Origin of the sequence: Streptomyces sp. NPDC058008, from assembly GCF_042886395.1 — a bacterium.
Classification (GTDB): Bacteria; Actinomycetota; Actinomycetes; order Streptomycetales; family Streptomycetaceae; genus Streptomyces.
Genome location: NZ_JBHVQX010000001.1, coordinates 373576 through 390558 on the forward strand (window position 1 = coordinate 373576; position 16983 = coordinate 390558).

At 74.0% G+C, this 16983-nt stretch carries 11 protein-coding genes and 1 tRNA gene; 7 read left to right on the top strand and 5 right to left on the bottom strand.

Annotated elements, in window-relative coordinates; all coding sequences use genetic code 11:
* Positions 1 to 8 precede the first annotated feature (8 nt).
* A tRNA-Arg gene (locus ACFVS9_RS01555) sits at positions 9 to 81 on the bottom strand.
* A gap of 318 nt (positions 82 to 399) precedes the next feature.
* On the opposite strand from ACFVS9_RS01555, the gene ACFVS9_RS01560 reads away from it, so the two are divergent.
* From ACFVS9_RS01560 to ACFVS9_RS01590, 7 genes are all read left to right on the top strand, one after another.
* On the top strand, positions 400 to 2043 hold the full coding sequence (locus ACFVS9_RS01560) for a dynamin family protein (protein WP_383113860.1): 1644 nt from the start codon (positions 400 to 402) through the stop codon (positions 2041 to 2043).
* Positions 2040 to 3980 carry a GTPase gene (locus ACFVS9_RS01565; protein WP_389929403.1) on the top strand — a complete coding sequence of 647 codons (1941 nt, stop codon included), beginning with the start codon at positions 2040 to 2042 and terminating at the stop codon, positions 3978 to 3980. Before ACFVS9_RS01560 ends, ACFVS9_RS01565 begins: the two co-directional genes overlap by 4 nt.
* A 144-nt stretch (positions 3981 to 4124) precedes the next feature.
* Positions 4125 to 4550, top strand: a complete 426-nt coding sequence (locus ACFVS9_RS01570; RefSeq protein WP_383113858.1) for a single-stranded DNA-binding protein — start codon at positions 4125 to 4127, stop codon at positions 4548 to 4550.
* Between the two features lie 233 nt (positions 4551 to 4783).
* Complete coding sequence (locus ACFVS9_RS01575; RefSeq protein WP_383113857.1) at positions 4784 to 6223, top strand: Cys-Gln thioester bond-forming surface protein; 1440 nt, start codon at positions 4784 to 4786, stop codon at positions 6221 to 6223.
* Between the two features lie 207 nt (positions 6224 to 6430).
* Positions 6431 to 8095 carry an energy-dependent translational throttle protein EttA gene (gene ettA / locus ACFVS9_RS01580; RefSeq protein ID WP_383113856.1) on the top strand — a complete coding sequence of 555 codons (1665 nt, stop codon included), beginning with the start codon at positions 6431 to 6433 and terminating at the stop codon, positions 8093 to 8095.
* A 5-nt stretch (positions 8096 to 8100) separates the two neighbouring features.
* Positions 8101 to 8523 (top strand): acyl-CoA thioesterase, encoded by a 423-nt coding sequence (locus ACFVS9_RS01585; RefSeq protein WP_383113855.1) that lies wholly within the window; start codon positions 8101 to 8103, stop codon positions 8521 to 8523.
* The gene (locus ACFVS9_RS01590) at positions 8520 to 9215 is read left to right on the top strand and encodes a hypothetical protein (protein WP_389929406.1); all 696 of its coding nucleotides are present in this window, start codon (positions 8520 to 8522) and stop codon (positions 9213 to 9215) included. The genes ACFVS9_RS01585 and ACFVS9_RS01590 overlap by 4 nt, the downstream gene beginning before the upstream one ends.
* 37 nt (positions 9216 to 9252) lie before the next feature.
* On the opposite strand, the gene ACFVS9_RS01595 is transcribed toward ACFVS9_RS01590, so the two are convergent.
* The 4 genes from ACFVS9_RS01595 to ACFVS9_RS01610 all read right to left on the bottom strand — a co-directional run bounded on the left by ACFVS9_RS01595 (position 9253) and on the right by ACFVS9_RS01610 (position 16859).
* Entirely contained in the window at positions 9253 to 10209 is a 957-nt protein-coding gene (locus tag ACFVS9_RS01595) for an ABC transporter ATP-binding protein (RefSeq protein ID WP_383113853.1), read from the bottom strand.
* Entirely contained in the window at positions 10206 to 12977 is a 2772-nt protein-coding gene (locus ACFVS9_RS01600; protein WP_389929408.1) for an ABC transporter permease, read from the bottom strand. Before ACFVS9_RS01600 ends, ACFVS9_RS01595 begins: the two co-directional genes overlap by 4 nt.
* Before the next feature lies 1 nt (position 12978).
* Positions 12979 to 16305: an FtsX-like permease family protein gene (locus ACFVS9_RS01605; protein WP_389929410.1), complete on the bottom strand. Its 3327-nt coding sequence runs from the start codon at positions 16303 to 16305 to the stop codon at positions 12979 to 12981.
* A gap of 149 nt (positions 16306 to 16454) precedes the next feature.
* On the bottom strand, positions 16455 to 16859 hold the full coding sequence (locus ACFVS9_RS01610; protein WP_383117554.1) for a globin: 405 nt from the start codon (positions 16857 to 16859) through the stop codon (positions 16455 to 16457).
* Positions 16860 to 16983 lie beyond the last annotated feature (124 nt).

Sequence of the window (16983 nt, forward strand, 5' to 3'; positions counted from 1 at the left end):
CGGCGGAGCGCCCCCGGCAGGACTCGAACCTGCGGCCAAGCGCTTAGAAGGCGCCTGCTCTATCCACTGAGCTACGGGGGCCGGGTGTCAGCCTGGTGTCCCGGAGGGCGATGGTTCAAGCCATCCGTGACCTTGCCGGGACAAGGATAGGGCTCAGATCGCCTCGTCCCGGTTGCTTCACCTGCGTGGCACGATGTGGAGGTTCGGTGAAGCGAACCGATAATCGCAGGTGGGTGCGATTCGTGCACCGCTTTTGGCGCCTCACGCCCCGGGTGTTGTGCACTCGTTATGCCTGCGCCCCACTCGTCCCCTCTGTCCCCCGGGGTGGATCCGCCGCGCAGAAAGGCCTATACGCTTCAAAAAGGCTCCAAAATTGGGCATTCTGCACATGTGGTAACCATGGATGTACGGCCCCAGCTCATCGACGCACTTTCCGCCCTGCGCGACCGTGTCGCTGCCGTGCGTCTTCCACTTCCGCTGCCGGGGGCCCCGCGCGCCCGGCAGACGCGGACCGAACTGCTCGCCCAGCTCGACGACTACCTCGTTCCGCGGCTCAAGGACCCCGAGGCGCCGCTGCTCGCGGTGATCGGCGGATCCACCGGCGCGGGCAAGTCGACGCTCGTCAACTCGCTGGTGGGGTGCCGGGTCAGTGAGGCCGGTGTGCTGCGCCCGACCACACGGACCCCCGTGCTCGTCTGTCACCCCGACGACCACCACTGGTTCGCCGGTGTCCGGGTGCTGCCGCAGCTGACGCGCGTGTGGCTGCCCCCGGGGCAGGTCGCGGACCCGGACGGACTCGACCACCCCGGGGCCCGCGGGAACCGCGACGACACCGTGCTGCGCGTCGAGACCGCGGCGACCCTGCCCCGGGGCCTCGCGCTCCTGGACGCCCCCGACATCGACTCGCTCGTCGTACGCAACCGGGTCCTGGCCGCCGAACTCATCTGCGCCGCCGACGTCTGGGTCATGGTGACCACCGCGTCCCGGTACGCCGACGCCGTCCCGTGGCACCTGCTGCGCACCGCCAAGGAGTACGACGCCTCCCTGGTCACCGTCCTGGACCGGGTTCCGCACCAGGTGATCGCCGAGGTGTCCCGGCAGTACGCCGCCCTCCTCACCCGGGCCGGGCTCGGCGAGGTGCCCCGCTTCACCATCCCGGAGCTGCCCGAGTCGGCGGGCGGTGGCAGCGGACTGCTGCCCACCACCGCCGTCGCACCCCTGCGGGCCTGGCTCACCCACCGGGCGCAGGACCCGGCGGCCCGTCAGCAGGCCGTGGGACGCACGGCGTCGGGGGTCATCGACTCGCTCGCCGTACGGATGCCCGAGCTCGCCGGGGCGGTGGCCGCGCAGTACGCCGCGGCCGTGCGGCTGACCGGGGTGGTCGAGGAGGCGTACGGCAAGGAGCTGGCCCGGGTGCGGCGGAGGCTCCAGAACGGTGCGGTGCTCGCCGGCGGCGCCCGGACCCGGTGGCGCGGCTACCCGCTCTACAGCACCGCGGGAGAACTGCTGGACGCACTCGTGGAGAGCCTGGTGGCCCTGTTGCAGTGCGCCGTGGCCGCCTCCGACGAGCAGATCCGTACGACCTGGCAGCGCGAGCCCGCCGCCGGGAACTTCCGGTTCGAGGACGTCGGCCGGGAGGCGGGCGGCTGGGGTCCCGCCGAGGACATCCAGGGCCGCATCGGCATGGCCGTACGGCGCTGGCGGCGCGTCCTGGAGGAACTGGCCGAGGAGGAGGCGCGGCTGCTCGAACGCAGTGCCGCGCCCGACGCCGAGACGGTGGCGGCGCTGCTGGCCGCGGCCCTCCTCGGCGGACGCCGTGCCAAGGGGGCGGGGGAGCAGCTCGCCGAACGCATCGGCGCCCAGGGGGCGCTGCGCCTCCGCGACAAGGGAGGGGCCCTGCTCACCGACTGCCTGGACCAGGTCGTGCACGGTGAGCGCGACCGCCGGCTCGCCCCGCTGGACGCGCTCGAGGTCGCCCCCGAACCCCAGGCCGAACTCATCGCCGCGCTGTCCGTACTTCAGAAGGAGAGGTGGCAGCGATGACTGCCGTCACTGAGCAGGGCCGGGACCACGGACAGGGACCGGAGCGCGAGGACACGGCGCGGACCCCGGGGGACGACGGGCGGCGCTGGGACGACGGGCTGATCGCGCGCCGCGCCGCCGGCTCCGTGAAGGAGGGCGCCGGGGCCGGGCAGGCCCCCCGGGACGAACCCGACGTCCAGGGGCCCCAGGTCGAGGCGTACGGGCCGCCCGGCAGCCCCCTCCGTCCTCGGCTGGACGCGCTGCGTGAACTGGTCGGGCTCTCCCGTGCCCGCCTCGACGGGGACACGCTGGCCGAGGCGGGGCGCGTCCTCGACGAGGCGTCGGCCCGCCAGCGGCTCTCCTCCCGGCACACCGTGGTCGCCGTCGCGGGGGCCACCGGGAGCGGGAAGTCCACCCTCTTCAACACGCTCGCGGGAGTCCAGATCTCCGACACCGGGCTGCGCCGGCCGACCACCTCGGCGCCCATCGCGTGCAGCTGGACCGACGGCGCCGCCGGGCTGCTCGACCGGCTGGCCATCCCCGGGCGGCTCCGGCGCAGGCCGGTGCAGGGCGGCACGGCGGCCGACGAGGCGCTGCAAGGCCTCGTCCTGGTGGACCTGCCCGACCACGACTCGGCGGCCACCGGCCACCGGGAGCAGGTGGACCGGGTGCTGGCCCTGGTCGACGCGGTGATCTGGGTCGTCGATCCGGAGAAGTACGCGGACGCGGCCCTGCACGAACGCTATCTGCGGCCGCTCGCCGGGCACGCCGAGGTCTCCTTCGTCGTGCTCAACCAGATCGACCGGCTCTCCGCCGAGGCCGCCGACCTGGTCCTGGACGACCTGCGCCGGCTGCTCGACGAGGACGGCATGGCCGTGGGGGAGCACGGCGAGCCGGGCGCCACGGTCATGTCCCTGTCGGCGCTCACCGGGGCCGGGGTCGGCGACCTGCGCGAGCTGCTCGGCAGGTTCGTCCAGGACCGTACGGCGGCGGCGCGCCGGCTCTCCGCCGACGTGGACGCCGCCGCCGCCCGGCTCCGGCCGGTGTACGTCGCCGAGGGCCGGCCCGGACTGGGCGAGCGCACCCGCGAGGAGTTCACCGACCGCCTCGCGGAAGCCGTCGGAGCGGCGACGGCCGGGCAGGCCGCCGAGCGCGAGTGGCGCAGGAACGCGGGCCGGGCCTGCGGCACGCCCTGGCTGCGGCTCTGGCGCTGGTACGAGTCCACCCGGCAGCTGGGCGGCCTCGACCTGATGGCGCAGGTGCTCGCGCCGCCGGAGGAGGAGCTGACCGCCCGGCAGCGGGTGGAGCAGGCCGTACGGAAGCTGGCCGACGACGCGGTGGACGGGCTGCCCGCGCCGTGGGCGCAGGCCGTGCGCGAGGCGGCGGTGAACGGGGCGAAGGGGCTCCCCGAAGCGCTCGACGAGCTCTCACGGAACGCGCACAACGGAGCGGGCCGGGGCCGCGGGGCCACCGCCGCCGCGGCGGACCCGGACGGACGCGGGACGGCGACCGGACGGGGCAGGCGGGGGTCCGCCACGGCGGGCAGGGGCTCCGCTCCTGCGGCCGGGACCCCGGGCGGCCGTGGGGGCAGGCCGCCGCGCCCGGCATGGTGGCCTGCGGCGGTGCTCGCGCAGGCCTCGATGACGTTGCTCCAGATCTTCGGAGGGCTGTGGCTGCTCGGCCAGATCGTGGGCGTACTCGAACCCGGTCTGCTCACCCCGGCCCTGCTCATGCTGGCCGGAGTGGTCGGCGGGCCGCTGGTGGAGTGGTCGTGCGCGGCGGCGGCCCGGGGGCCCTCGCGTCGCTACGGGCAGGAGGCGGAACGGCGGCTCCGCGAGGCCGCGGCCGGATGCGGCCGGGCCAGGGTCCTCGACCCCGTGGCCGCGGAACTGGCGCGCTACCGCGAGGTGCGGGAGCGCTATGTGGCGGTGACGGAGTTTTCCACAACCGGCGGTTGATCCACAGGCCCCGGCGGGATTCCCCGTCCGCGTCCAGCATGGTCGCAGCGGACCGGACACACGCGCCGGACCGTGCGACGTCGCACCGCATCGGTGCAGGGCGGACAGCGGGACGGAACGCGGCAGGGAAACGGGGGGCGGGAAATGAACGAGACCATGGTGACGCTGGTGGGAAACGCGGCGACCCCGGTGGACTTCCGGGAGACGGCGACGGGATCGACGGCACGATTCCGACTGGCGGTGACACCCCGGCGCTGGGACCGGGAGCAGCAGGTCTGGACGGACGGCGCCACCGGCTTCTACACGGTGTGGGCACGACGGACACTCGCGGCGAATCTGTCCGGTTCCGTCTCGGTCGGGGAACCGCTGGTGGTGCACGGCCGTCTGAAAGTGCGCGAGGAGGAGCGGGACGGCGTGCGCAGGACCTCGGTGGACATCGACGCCGTGGCGGTGGGACACGACCTGACCAGGGGGACGGCCGCGTTCCGGAGGGTGGTCAGAGGCGATCCCTCCCTGACGGCGCCCACGCATCGTCAGAAACCGGCCACAGCAAGGGTATCCGTGTCCTGAAGGGGAGGGGGCGCGCCGAACAGGGCTATAACGATTACGAGTCGGAATGCTTATCTGACGGCATGACGGGGGATTCCCCTTCGCTCGCTCCTTACGATTCCCCCGTACTCATGCGGCACTTGAGTTTGCTGGCGAGGCACCTCCCACACGCGACACAAGCGTGAAGGTCTCGCCCGGAGGGGAATTCTGTGTTTTTTGTGTCTTCAGCGTCCACTTCGTCGTCGACGGCGGCAATGGAGGGCTCCCCAGGAGCCCTGAGCAAGGGCCACGGCCGTGGTCTGGTCAGGGCGGCAGCCGCCGTGCTGACCACCGGGCTGGTCGCCGCGGGAACGATCGTCGGAGCGACGGCCGCCACGGCCGCGCCGGCGGACGAGACGGGTCAGCACCAGGGCGGGGCGGTCGCCGTCCTGGACGGCCTGAAGACCTACGGCACCGCCCAGCTCAACACCGGTGAGGGCAAGAAGCCCCAGGACCTGCCCGCCGGCCTGTTCGAGATGAAGGTCGACGGCGGCGGCACGATCCAGACGTACTGCATCGACTTCCACACGCCCACCAAGGACGGCGCGAAGTACCTGGAGACCCCCTGGGACCAGTCCTCGCTCGGCGCCAACGCGGACGCCGGCAAGGTGCGCTGGATCCTGCAGAACTCCTACCCGCAGGTCAACGACTTCGCGGCGCTCGCCGAGAAGGCCGGCACCGGCCCGCTCAACGAGAAGACCGCCGCCGCCGGCACCCAGGTCGCCATCTGGCGTTTCTCGGACAAGGCCGACGTGACGGCCAAGGACGCGAACGCCGAGAAGCTCGCCGACTGGCTCGAGGCGAACGCCCAGAACGTCGCGGAGCCCAAGGCGTCCGTGGGGCTGTCTCCGGCCGCGGTCTCCGGCAAGGCCGGTGAAAAGCTGGGTCCGATCACCGTCCACACCGACGCCGGCCAGGTCTCGGTGGCACCGCCCGCCGACGCCGCCGCCAGCGGTGTCCAGGTCACCGACAAGGCCGGCAAGCCCGTCACCGAGGCCGCCGACGGCTCCGACCTGTACTTCTCCGTCCCCGAGGACGCCACCGACGGCTCCGCCTCGTTCTCCGTCCAGGCCTCGACCTCCGTGCCCGTGGGCCGGGTCTTCGCCGGGCTGACCAAGAGCCAGACGATGATCCTCGCCGGCTCCAGCGAGTCGACCGTCTCCGCGACGGCGACCGCCACCTGGGCCGAGAAGGGTGCCGTCCCCGCGGTGACCGCCCAGAAGAACTGCGCCAAGGGCGGCGTCGACATCACCGCGAGCAACACGGGTGACGAGCCGTTCACCTTCGAGCTGGCCGGCACCGAGCACACCATCCCGGCCGGTGAGACCCGCACCGTGACGATCCCGGTCGGCGAGGACGAGGCCTACGACTTCACGATCACCGGCCCCGGCGGCTTCAGCGAGAACTTCAAGGGCGTCCTGGACTGCGAGACCGCCGGCACCCCCGCACCGGGTGACGACGTCACCACGCAGACCGGCTCCGAGCCCACGCCCGCGCCGGCGACCAGCACCCCCGCCACCGAGGGTGACCTCGCGGCGACCGGTGGTTCCAGCGCCACCCCCGTCATCGCGGGTGTCGCCATCGCCCTCGTCGTCCTCGGCGGCGGCGCGGTCTTCATGCTCCGCCGGAAGAAGCCGCAGACCAGCGGTGAGTGACTGAGCACAGGCGCAGCGGGAAGGCGCCGGTGAAGGGCCTGGTACGGACCTCCGTACCAGGCCCTTCGTGTGTCCCGGGCCCCGCCGGGCGGGCCACGCCAAGGAGCCCGGCCCGTACCGGGGACCGGACGGGTTTCCATCCGGGCACGGACGTCAGGCAAGATGGGTGTATCTGCCCACACCTCTATTGCTGCCGGACGGTTTCTCTTGGCTGAGTACATCTACACCATGCGCAAGACGCGCAAAGCGCACGGCGACAAGGTGATTCTCGATGACGTCAACCTGAACTTCCTGCCCGGCGCGAAGATCGGTGTCGTGGGGCCCAACGGTGCCGGTAAGTCCACGGTGCTGAAGATCATGGCGGGCCTGGAGCAGCCGTCCAACGGCGACGCCTTCATCTCGCCCGGGTTCAGCGTCGGCATCCTCATGCAGGAGCCGAAGCTCGACGAGAACAAGACCGTGCTGGAGAACGTCCAGGACGGCGCCGCCGAGATCATGGGCAAGCTCAAGCGCTTCAACGAGGTCGCCGAGCTCATGGCGACCGACTACTCCGACGCGCTCATGGACGAGATGGGCAAGCTCCAGGAGGACCTGGACCACGCCAACGCGTGGGACCTCGACGCCCAGCTGGAGCAGGCCATGGACGCCCTGGGCTGCCCGCCCGGCGACTGGCCCGTCAACAACCTCTCCGGCGGCGAGAAGCGCCGTGTGGCGCTCTGCAAGCTGCTCATCGAGGCCCCGGACCTGCTCCTCCTCGACGAGCCCACCAACCACCTCGACGCCGAGTCGGTGAACTGGCTGGAGCAGCACCTCTCGAAGTACGCGGGCGCCGTCGTCGCCGTCACGCACGACCGGTACTTCCTGAACAACGTCGCCGAGTGGATCCTCGAGCTCGACCGCGGCCGCGCCCTGCCCTACGAGGGCAACTACTCCACCTACCTCGACAAGAAGGCCACCCGCCTCAAGGTCGAGGGCCGCAAGGACGAGAAGCGCGCCAAGCGGCTCAAGGAAGAGCTGGAGTGGGTCCGCTCCAACGCCAAGGGCCGGCAGACCAAGTCCAAGGCACGTCTCGCCCGTTACGAGGAGATGGCGGCCGAGGCGGACAAGATGCGGAAGCTGGACTTCGAGGAGATCCAGATCCCGCCGGGCCCGCGGCTCGGGTCCATCGTCGTCGAGGTCGAGAACCTCTCCAAGGCCTTCGGCGACAAGGTCCTCATCGAGAACCTCTCGTTCACGCTGCCGCGCAACGGCATCGTCGGCGTCATCGGTCCGAACGGTGCGGGCAAGACCACGCTGTTCAAGATGATCCAGGGCCTGGAGACCCCCGACTCCGGCTCCATCAAGGTCGGCGACACGGTCAAGATCTCCTACGTCGACCAGTCCCGCGCCAACATCGACCCGAAGAAGACCCTCTGGGCCGTCGTCTCGGACGAGCTGGACTACATCAACGTGGGCCAGGTCGAGATGCCCTCGCGGGCGTACGTCTCCGCGTTCGGCTTCAAGGGCCCGGACCAGCAGAAGCCGGCCGGTGTCCTGTCCGGTGGTGAGCGCAACCGCCTCAACCTGGCGCTGACGCTCAAGGAGGGCGGCAACCTGCTGCTCCTCGACGAGCCCACCAACGACCTCGACGTCGAGACCCTGTCCTCGCTCGAGAACGCGCTGCTGGAGTTCCCGGGAGCCGCTGTGGTCATCTCCCACGACCGCTGGTTCCTGGACCGCGTCGCCACGCACATCCTGGCGTACGAGGGCGACTCCACCTGGTACTGGTTCGAGGGCAACTTCGAGTCGTACGAGAAGAACAAGATCGAGCGCCTCGGCGCGGACGCGGCCCGCCCGCACCGTGCCACGTACAAGAAGCTCACGCGAGGCTGATCGACTTGGCCCGTCACATCTACAGCTGCCCGATGCGCTGGTCGGACATGGATGCCTTCGGCCACGTGAACAACGTGGTCTTCCTCCGCTACCTGGAGGAGGCGCGCATCGACTTCATGTTCCGGCTGGCGCCGGGGGACGGTTCGCCGTCCTTCTCGGGCGGTTCCGTCGTGGCCCGGCACGAGATCGACTACGTGCGCCCGCTGGTCCACCGGCACGCGCCGGTGACCGTCGAGTCCTGGGTCACGAAGATCAGTGCGGCCTCGCTGACGATCGCGTACGAGGTGAAGGACCCCGAGCAGGTCTACGTGCGGGCGTCCACGGTCGTCGTGCCCTACGACCTGGCGGCGGAGCGGCCCCGGCGGATCACCGCCGAGGAGAAGCTCTTCCTCCAGGAGTACCTCGACCAGGAGCCCGCCGCCGCATGACAGTGCCCGTACGGCCGCTCCGGTTCGCCGACGCGAGGGAGGCGGCGGACCTCGCCGCCTTCCTCGGCCGGCTGCTGCACTACGACCGGGCCGCCGCCGTCCGCCTCCAGGCGGGCGGCGGCGCGCTGGCCGTCTTCGGCCGGCCGCCGTCCTTCGAGGTCCTCGCGATCCGGACGGCCCGGCTGTCCGGCGACCACGACTTCGACGTCACGGTCTCGGCCGGTGAACTCCTCGAATCCCTGGACACGGACGGCGACGGGGACTCCGCCGGTGCGGGCGTCCTGCCGGCCGCCGTCACCGGGCCGCCCTGGGCGGGGATGCTGCCGCCGCGCGGCGGCTGGCGGGAGCGTGCCGGGCTGCCGGGCCCCCTCGACCTGCGGACCCGGCTCACCGACGCCGTCGCCGAGTTCCGGTCCCGTGACGCGGCGTTGCCCGAGGACCGGCGTACCCGCGCGGAACGCGACCTGATCGGCCGCGACATCTGGTCCCGGACGGTGGGGGAGACGGAGCTGCCGCTGCGCGCCGTGCACGCCGCCCAGTCCCTCGGCTTCCTGCGCCAGGCGCCGGACCTCCCGGTCGCGCTGCTCACGGCCGGTTCCTGGCTGCGGCTGCGCACCCCGTTCGGCTCGATCGCCCTGCGGGGCGCGGGCGGCGGCCTCGGGACGCTCGCCGTGACCGTCGGGACCGTCTGAGACCGCCCCGGGCCCCCGGGCCCCCGGCGTCGGAGGCCTACTCCCGCGGTGCGTCCGGCCACACCCCGATGTGGTCCCGCTCCAGCTCCAGCATCACCCGGTGCTCCATGCCCAGCGCCTCGGTGTAGTCGGCCGGAAGTTGCAGCCTGCCCGCCCGGTCGAGCATCGCGTACTCCCGCGCCACCTGGGACTCCTGCCCCGTCGCCGCGTCCACCTCGGTGCGCCGCAGCACCTCGGAGGACGTACGGCCGTCCCGGATCGCGACCGTACGGCGCACCTCGCTCGCCACGGCCTGGTCGTGGGTGACGATCACGATCGTCGTGCCGAGCTCCTCGTTGGCCCGGCGGAACGCGGCGAACACCTGCTCGCCGGTCGCGGAGTCCAGCTCGCCGGTCGGTTCGTCGGCGAGCAGCACCGAGGGGTTGTTGGCGAGGGCCACGGCGATCGCCACCCGCTGCTGCTGGCCGCCGGACATCTGGGCGGGGCGCCGGTCACGGCAGTCGGCGACGTCCAGCATCGTCAGCAACGACTCGGCCCGCGCGGCCCGTTCGCGGTTACGGCCGCGACCGCGCAGCTGCATGGGGAGCGTGATGTTCTGCACGGCGGTCAGATACGACAGCAGGTTGCGGGAGGTCTGCTGCCAGACGAAGCCGACGACGTCACGGCGGTAGCGCAGCCGCTCCTTCTGCCCCATCGCCAGCAGGTCGCAGCCGGCCACCTTCGCCGACCCGGCCGTGGGGACGTCCAGGCCCGCCAGGATGTTCATCAGCGTCGACTTCCCGCTGCCCGAGGCGCCGACCAGCGCCATCAACTCGCCCTCGGTGACCAGCAGATCGAGCCCCTGGAGCGCCTGCACCTCCACGCCGTCCGTGGAGAAGACGCGCACCAGCCGGTCGCACGCGATCAGGGCGTCATGCCCGTACGAGGGCCGGTCGCGGCGCGCGGCGGCCCGCTGTTCGAGTTCCGCCAGGGTGGTCTCTGTCGACGATGTCACCGGGTGTCTCCTGCCCTGAGTTCCTTGATCGAGCCGCGGCGGCTCACCCACCACGCCTGGATTCCGGCCACGGCGGCGGCGAGGGCGACCACACCGGCCGCCGGGAGCGCCAGCGACGCGGGGTCGGCCCGCAGCGAGGCGGTGTGCGGTGTCGAGGGGTCGCCGCCCGCCAGCGCCAGCGCCCCCAGGTCGATTCCGGGTGCCAGCAGGGCGATCGTCGCCCAGCCGACGAGGAGCCCGCCGGCCGCGGCCAGCAGGGCCTGCGGCATCGCCTCGAACGCGAGGAGCCGCCTCCCCTGCCGGGTGGTGAGCCCCATGGTGCGCAGCCGGGCCAGGAGTGTGCCGCGCTCCGGAGCCGTCCGCAGCAGGGAGAGGAGCACGGCGAGGAGCGCGTACCCGGCACCGGCCACGACGGCCGCCCCGTAGATCCGTTCGGCGCCCGACTGCATCGGGGTGTCCACGAACCGTGCGCGCTCCGCCGGCCGCAGCCGCACCCCGGACTCCGCCCCTGCCTCACGCGCGGCGGCCCTCAACTGCCGCCCGTCGAGGGAGGCCCCGGTGACCAGCAGCGTCGTCGGCCCCGGCGCGGCGAGCCGCCGCGCGTCGACGACGAGGAACTCGGAACCGCTCACCGCCGAGGTGCGGGCGAGCACCGCGGCGACCCGCACCCTGATGTCACCGGCCTGCGACCGGATGGTGTGCGGCTTCCCGCCGAGCCGTTCCGCCAGCGCGGGCGAGGCGACCGCGGGAAGCACCCCGTCCTGCCTCTGACCGCTGCCGAGCACGGCCGCGGGGAAGTCCGGCAGCCCGGTACCGCGGGCCAGACGCGCGTACGAGCCGGGCTCGACGCCCATGAGGGTGGCGCGCCTCGTGTCCGACCTGACGTCCCCGGACGCCGCGAGCGGGGTCGCGTACTCGATGCGTACGGGCGCTACGTCCTCGACGCCGTCCACGGCCCGCACCCGGCGGACGAAGCCGTCGGAGAGCGGGGACAGCGCGCCCTCCGCGCTGATCCTGGCGTCCGCGCCGACCGCCCGCAGCGCCGCTCCGTCCCGCGCGTCCGCGACCCCCGCGAGCACCGAACCGCCGAACGCCGCCGTCGTCAGCGCGATCAGCAGGGCCAGCAGGGGCAGCGTGCCGCTCGACGAGGCCCGGCCCGCGCGGGCCAGCGACAGGAATCCGACCGCCCCGCGCAGCCGCGCCACGGGGCGGGCCGCCAGCCGCAGCGGCAGCGGGTACAGCCGGACGAGGACGAGCGCGGCGATCAGCCCCACCAGGACGGGGGCGGCGCTCACCAGAAGATCGGTGCCCGTCTCCGTCGACGTACCCCGGCGGCGCAGCGCCGCGACGGCGCCGGCCGCCAGGACGAGCAGGGTCAGTTCGGCCACCGTACGGCCCCGGGAGGGCCTGGCGTCCACCACGTCGTCGCGGTCGCCGTGCAGCAGCGGCCTGCGGTGGAGCAGCGCCGTGCGCAGCGGCAGCACCGCGCAGACGAGTGCCGCGACGGCGGCGGCGCCCGCCAGGGCGGGCAGGAAGCGGGCCTCGCGGACGAGCAGGACCGCCGCCAGCAGGCCGAGCGCCGCGGCGGGCACCACGGCCACCGCCGTCTCGGCGAGCAGCCGCCCGCCGATACCCCTCAGCGAGCCGCCCCGGGAGCGCAGCAGGGCGAGTTCGTGGTGACGGCGGGCGCTGATCAGACCGCCCGTCATCAGCAGGACGACGCCGGCCACCGCGCCGATCCCCACGGCGGCGACGGTGACCACGGGGCCGATGGCGGCCCGCGTGGAGGAGTAGGCGTCCAGGATCGCGTCGAGGTCCGTGGTCAGTGTCGTGTTCGGACCGGCGATGTCGCGCAGCTCCAGCAGCCCGGGGCCGTTCTCCACGGTCGCGACGCCGGCCTCCAGCCCGGGCACGTCGGCCGCCGTCAGGTCCGAGGCGTCCGGCGCGAGGCGCCAGTACATCTCCGGTTCACCGGTGGTGGCGAGCAGGGCCGGGCCGGTGTCCTGCGGCAGGAGCAGCGTGCCCCGCCAGTAGAAGACAGGCGTCGAGGCCCCGGGGTCCCTGACCAGGGAAGGGGCGCGGAGCAGCGGGTCGATCGCCCAGTAGCCGCTCTTCGGGTGCAGCGGGGCGACGACGCCGGTGACACGTACGGTGAGGGGTGCCCCGCGCTGGGTGGGCACCTCGACGGTGGAGCCCGGCTCGATCCTCAGCTCCCTCGCCGTGTCCTCGGTGACGGCCGCCTCCACCTCACGGGTGTCCAGCGTCACCGTGCCCCGCGCCACGGGCCAGCGCCCCGACCGCAGTGTGCTGTGGTCGGCGAGCGCCGACGGGGCGGCGTAGGTGAGCTGCGGCGGTACCGCGTCGGGACGCGGCAGCCAGGGTTCACCGGCGGCCAGGGGCTTGGTGGTGTGCACCCCGTACGAGGACAGCGGCACATCGGCGCGCAGCGGACCGGGCAGCGCCCCGGCCAGCGCGCCGTGGGCCGACGCCAGCGCGGCCTCCCGCACCGCGCCCTCCCGGACCGAGGGCGGCTGCCCGAGCGCGGGCGGCAGCGTCGTCACCTCCAGGACGCTCTGCCCCGGCGGCGCGGTGGTGACGTCATGGCGCAGCGCCTCCGTCTCGTACGCGTCCACGGAACGCGGGAACGCGGCGGCGAGGAAGGCGGTCACGAGCACCAGGACCGCCAGGGCGGCGGAGATGCCGGGGGCGGTGCGCAGCCGCGTACGCACCCAGGGGGCGCAGGCGGCGGGGATCTTGGCGGCGTTCATGTCAGTTGTCCCCCTGGTGGCGCAGCGACACGGCGGGGTCGGCACCGCGCAGTGCGAGCGCCGCGACGATCAGCAGCGGCAGGGCGGCGACCGCGGCGAGCAGGACCGCGACCTGCCCGGCGGGAAGCAGCACCAGCACGTCCGGCACGGGTCTGGCGGCCTGCCCGGTCAGTACGACGAGCGGGACGACGGCCCGGGTGAGCACCGCCCCGAGGGCGAGGCCGATCAGCAGGGCCAAGGTGATCAGGACGCCCTGTTCGGCGGCCATCATCCGGGCCAGCCGGCGGCGGGGCGCCCCCAGCGCCCGCAACACCGCGAACTCGGCCGCCCGTTCACGCTGCGAGCCCATCAGCCCCACGGCGAACCCGACCGCGGCCAGCGCGGCGGCCACCACGGCGACGGCCAGCAGCGCGGACTGCGGGCCCGCGCCCAGCGGGTCGTCCGCGAGCTCCCGCGCCACCTCGTCGCGCACCGACACCTGCGCCGGATCGGTGCCCGGCAGCGCGCGCAGTGCCGCCGCCAGTTCCGCGCCGCCGCCGGGCGCGGTGCTCAGCCACCACTCGGTCGGCGCGAGGGTGGCGCCCTGCCGGTGGGCGAGCACCTCCGACACCGCCCTGAGGTCCAGCAGCAGAGCGCCGCCCGGCTTCGCGGACGACTCCTGCGGGGCGGCCCCGGACCCGCCGGCCGACGCCCCGGGACCGGTGGTCGGGAGCTGTCGTACCGACTTCACCAGGGTGACCCGGACCGTGCTGCCCGCCAGCGTGAGGTCGATCTCCTGGCCGGTCCGCGCGCCCGCGTACGTCAGATAGGCGTCGGTGGCCACCGCCTTCAGGGCGGGCGCCGCGGGGCGGACCGCGGTGATCCGCAGGGTGCTGACCGGGTCGCCGTAGGGGCCGGCGCCCGTGGGGATGTGGCCGGTTCCGTACCGGAAGGCGGGTGCGGCGCCCGAGCCCGTCACCGCCTCCGGCGGCTCCACGGCCTGTTCCTCCCCGGCCGCCGCCATGGCAGCCCCCGCCTCCCAGCGCACCCCGTCCGCATCGGTGACCGGCTGCTCGCCGCCGTCCGCGGCGCGGGCCCGGAGCCCGGTCACGGAGACCAGGCGGGTCTCGGCGCGGCCTTCCGGCACGTCACTGTCCAGCTCGAAGCCCGTCACCGCCAGGCCGCCCGACGCCGACACGGGGAAGGACAGGGTGTGCGTACGGCCGTCGACGGGGACGGAGCCCGCCCCGACCCGGTAGCCGATGCCGTAGCGGTCCTCCAGCAGCACACCGACCGACCCCGTCGCGCCGGACGGGGACGCCCCGCCCGGCGCCGAGGTGTCACGGACCCGCACGTCGAACAGCACCCGCTCACCGCCCTCGGGCAGGACGGCCCCGGTCCGCGCCGTCCTCGGCGGGGCGACGGCGTCGAACAGCGCCCGTGGTGACGTACCGGCGAGGTCCTCGCGCATCAGCATCCGCTCGTCCGCGTGCGCCGTGTCCAGGGCGAGCACCTCGGCCGTCCGCCCGCCCGAGAGGTCGGCCGTGGTGCGGAACGCCGGGGCCGCCTCCCGGACCCCCGGAAGGTCCGTGTACGGGGCGGCCTTCGCCGGGTCGCCGGACGGCGTGCCCGCCATGCGCACCGAAGCACCCGACCTGAAGTCCGCCTGGTCGCCCTGCGAACGCTCCCAGGACGCGCTCTGGCCGATGGCGAGCATGCCCATCGCCACCGACAGGACCAGCAGCAGAACCGGTCCGGCGCCCCGCAGCGGCCGGCGGCTGAACTGCCAGCCCGCCAGGGCCGCGGACAGCCCCCGGCCGCCCGCCGCCCGGCGCTCGGCGAGCCGGGCGGCGGGCGGGAGCAGACGCAGGGTCAGCACCGTGCCCGCGAGCAGGGCCAGCGCGGGAGCCGCGACCAGCAGCGGATCGATGCCGAGTTCGCCCTGCCGGTCACCGCTCAGCGCACCGCCGCCGGACGCCCCGGTCTGCCGGTCCAGCTGCCAGTACGCCACCCCGGCGATCAGCAGCAGCCCGATGTCGGCGCCCGCCCGCACCGGCGTGGGCAGCGCGGCGGCCCGGACGCCCCGCCGCTCTCCGGCACCCGCCGCCAGGGCGGGGGCCACCACGGCGAGCGCGCAGACCAGCGCCACGGCGCCCGCGACCAGCCAGACCGAGCCGTCCACCCCGCCGTCCAGCCGCAGCCCGATCCGGCCGAGCTCGCTCCGCTCCGCCAGCAGCCGGGTTAGCGGACCCGCCAGCAGGGGCGCGACGACGGCGGCGGGCACGGCGAGCAGCAGCGCCTCGGCCGAGGCGAGCGCGGCGATCCGGCCCCTGGACGCGCCCCGGGCCCGCAGCAGTTCGCTCTCGCCGCCGCGCTCGCTGCTCAGCAGCCTCGCCACGAGCAGCAGGGCGTACCCGGCCAGCAGGACCAGCTGCACGGCGACGATCATGATCGTCGAACGGGACACCAGCAGGGCCCGCTCGATCTGGTCGACGACGGTCGGAAGCGAGGTCCGCACCGTCGCCCCGTCCCCGAACAGGGGGGAGGCGGACAGCGCCTTCGGCCCGTCCGTCGCCGCCCGGCGCAGCGCGTCGGTCCGGCCGGTCGTCACGGCCCCGAAGTCCGCGGCGGCCAGCCAGGACACCGGACCCGCGCCGACCCGGCCGGAAGCCAGCACGGCCGGGTCGGCCAGCAGGGGGCCGTAGGTGGTGAAGACGACCTTGCGGGTGCCCCGGCCGCCGAGCGGGTCCAGCCGCCAGTACGGGTCGTCCAGGTCCGCCGCCTCGTACAGACCGGTGATCTCGACCGGCAGCGGCGCCTCGGTCAGCCGGTCGGTGAGCGTGATACGGGAGCCCGGCTCCAGCTTCAGCGCCTCGGCCGCGGTGCGCGGCAGCGCCACCCCCACGGGATCCCCCGCACTCCCCGCCCCGGCCTGCGGCATGCGTCCCGCGACGAGGCGGACACGGCTGCGGTCGAGCGAGGCGAGGTGCGTCAGGTCGGGCTGGCCCCGCTGCGCGGCGGGTGCCTGGAGGTCGCGCGGCAGTGCGTACGCCCCCGAGCTCTCCAGCTTCCGCACGGTCACCGGCAGCCCGTCGAACGTCTCACCGGCCGCCCGGCGCACCGCGGCGTCGGCCTCCTCGCGCTTCTCGCGGTCCACGTCGGCGGAGACGAAGAGGGTGGCCTGCTCGGCGGAGCGGTGGGTGAGCGTGTGCCGCAGGGCGGCGTCGCCCATGGAACCGGAGAACGCGGTGAGCGCCGCCAGCACACAGGTGGTGAGCAGGACGGCGAGGACCGCGGCGGTGAGCAGGAGCCGGTGCGCGCGCACCCGCAGAAGGACGAACCCTGTCACCTGATCCCCCGAACCTCAGCAGCCGCACGCCCCCCGGCGTGTACCGGATGCTTTCAGAGTGCACGGGCCCCTGAACACCGCCCCGGGGTGCACCTTGATGGGATCGTGACCGTTATGCGGCCGGGGCGCACCGCATTCCGCGCACGGATTCAGCCCGCGGTGTTGATCATCGACGCGGCGGCGTAGGTGAGGTAGTCCCACAACTGCCGCTCCTGCTCCGCGGGGAGGCCGAGCTCGTCGAGCGCCACCCGCATGTGGCCGAGCCAGGCGTCGTGCGCCGCCCTGTCCACCTGGAACGGGGCGTGCCGCATCCGCAGCCGCGGGTGCCCCCGCCGGTCGCTGTAGGTGCGAGGGCCGCCCCAGTACTGCATGAGGAACAGCGCGAACCGTTCCTCGGCCGGGCCGAGGTCCGCCTCCGGATACATCGGCCGGAGCAGCGGGTCGTCCGCGACGCCCTGGTAGAAGCGGTGGACGAGGCGCCGGAAGGTCTCCTCGCCGCCGACCTGCTCGTAGAAGGTCTGCTCCTGAAGCGTGTCGCGCGGAATCTCTGTCACCCGTCCATGGTCGCAGACGCGACGGCCGAGGTCCGGGGTCCTAGGACCCCCGCCCCCCGCCCGGGGGCGCGGCGGCCCCCCCCGGGCAGTCGCGGCGGACCGTGATGGTCGTCCCGGCGCCGAC

Excerpts from the sequence above, each read along its gene's own strand:
- ACFVS9_RS01590 (WP_389929406.1), top strand. The coding sequence starts at position 8,520 with ATGACAGTGCCCGTACGGCCGCTCCGGTTCGCCGACGCGAGGGAGGCG.
- ACFVS9_RS01600 (WP_389929408.1), bottom strand. The coding sequence starts at position 12,977 with ATGAACGCCGCCAAGATCCCCGCCGCCTGCGCCCCCTGGGTGCGTACG.
- ACFVS9_RS01560 (WP_383113860.1), top strand. The coding sequence starts at position 400 with ATGGATGTACGGCCCCAGCTCATCGACGCACTTTCCGCCCTGCGCGAC.
- ACFVS9_RS01570 (WP_383113858.1), top strand. The coding sequence starts at position 4,125 with ATGAACGAGACCATGGTGACGCTGGTGGGAAACGCGGCGACCCCGGTG.
- ACFVS9_RS01575 (WP_383113857.1), top strand. The coding sequence starts at position 4,784 with ATGGAGGGCTCCCCAGGAGCCCTGAGCAAGGGCCACGGCCGTGGTCTG.
- ACFVS9_RS01565 (WP_389929403.1), top strand. The coding sequence starts at position 2,040 with ATGACTGCCGTCACTGAGCAGGGCCGGGACCACGGACAGGGACCGGAG.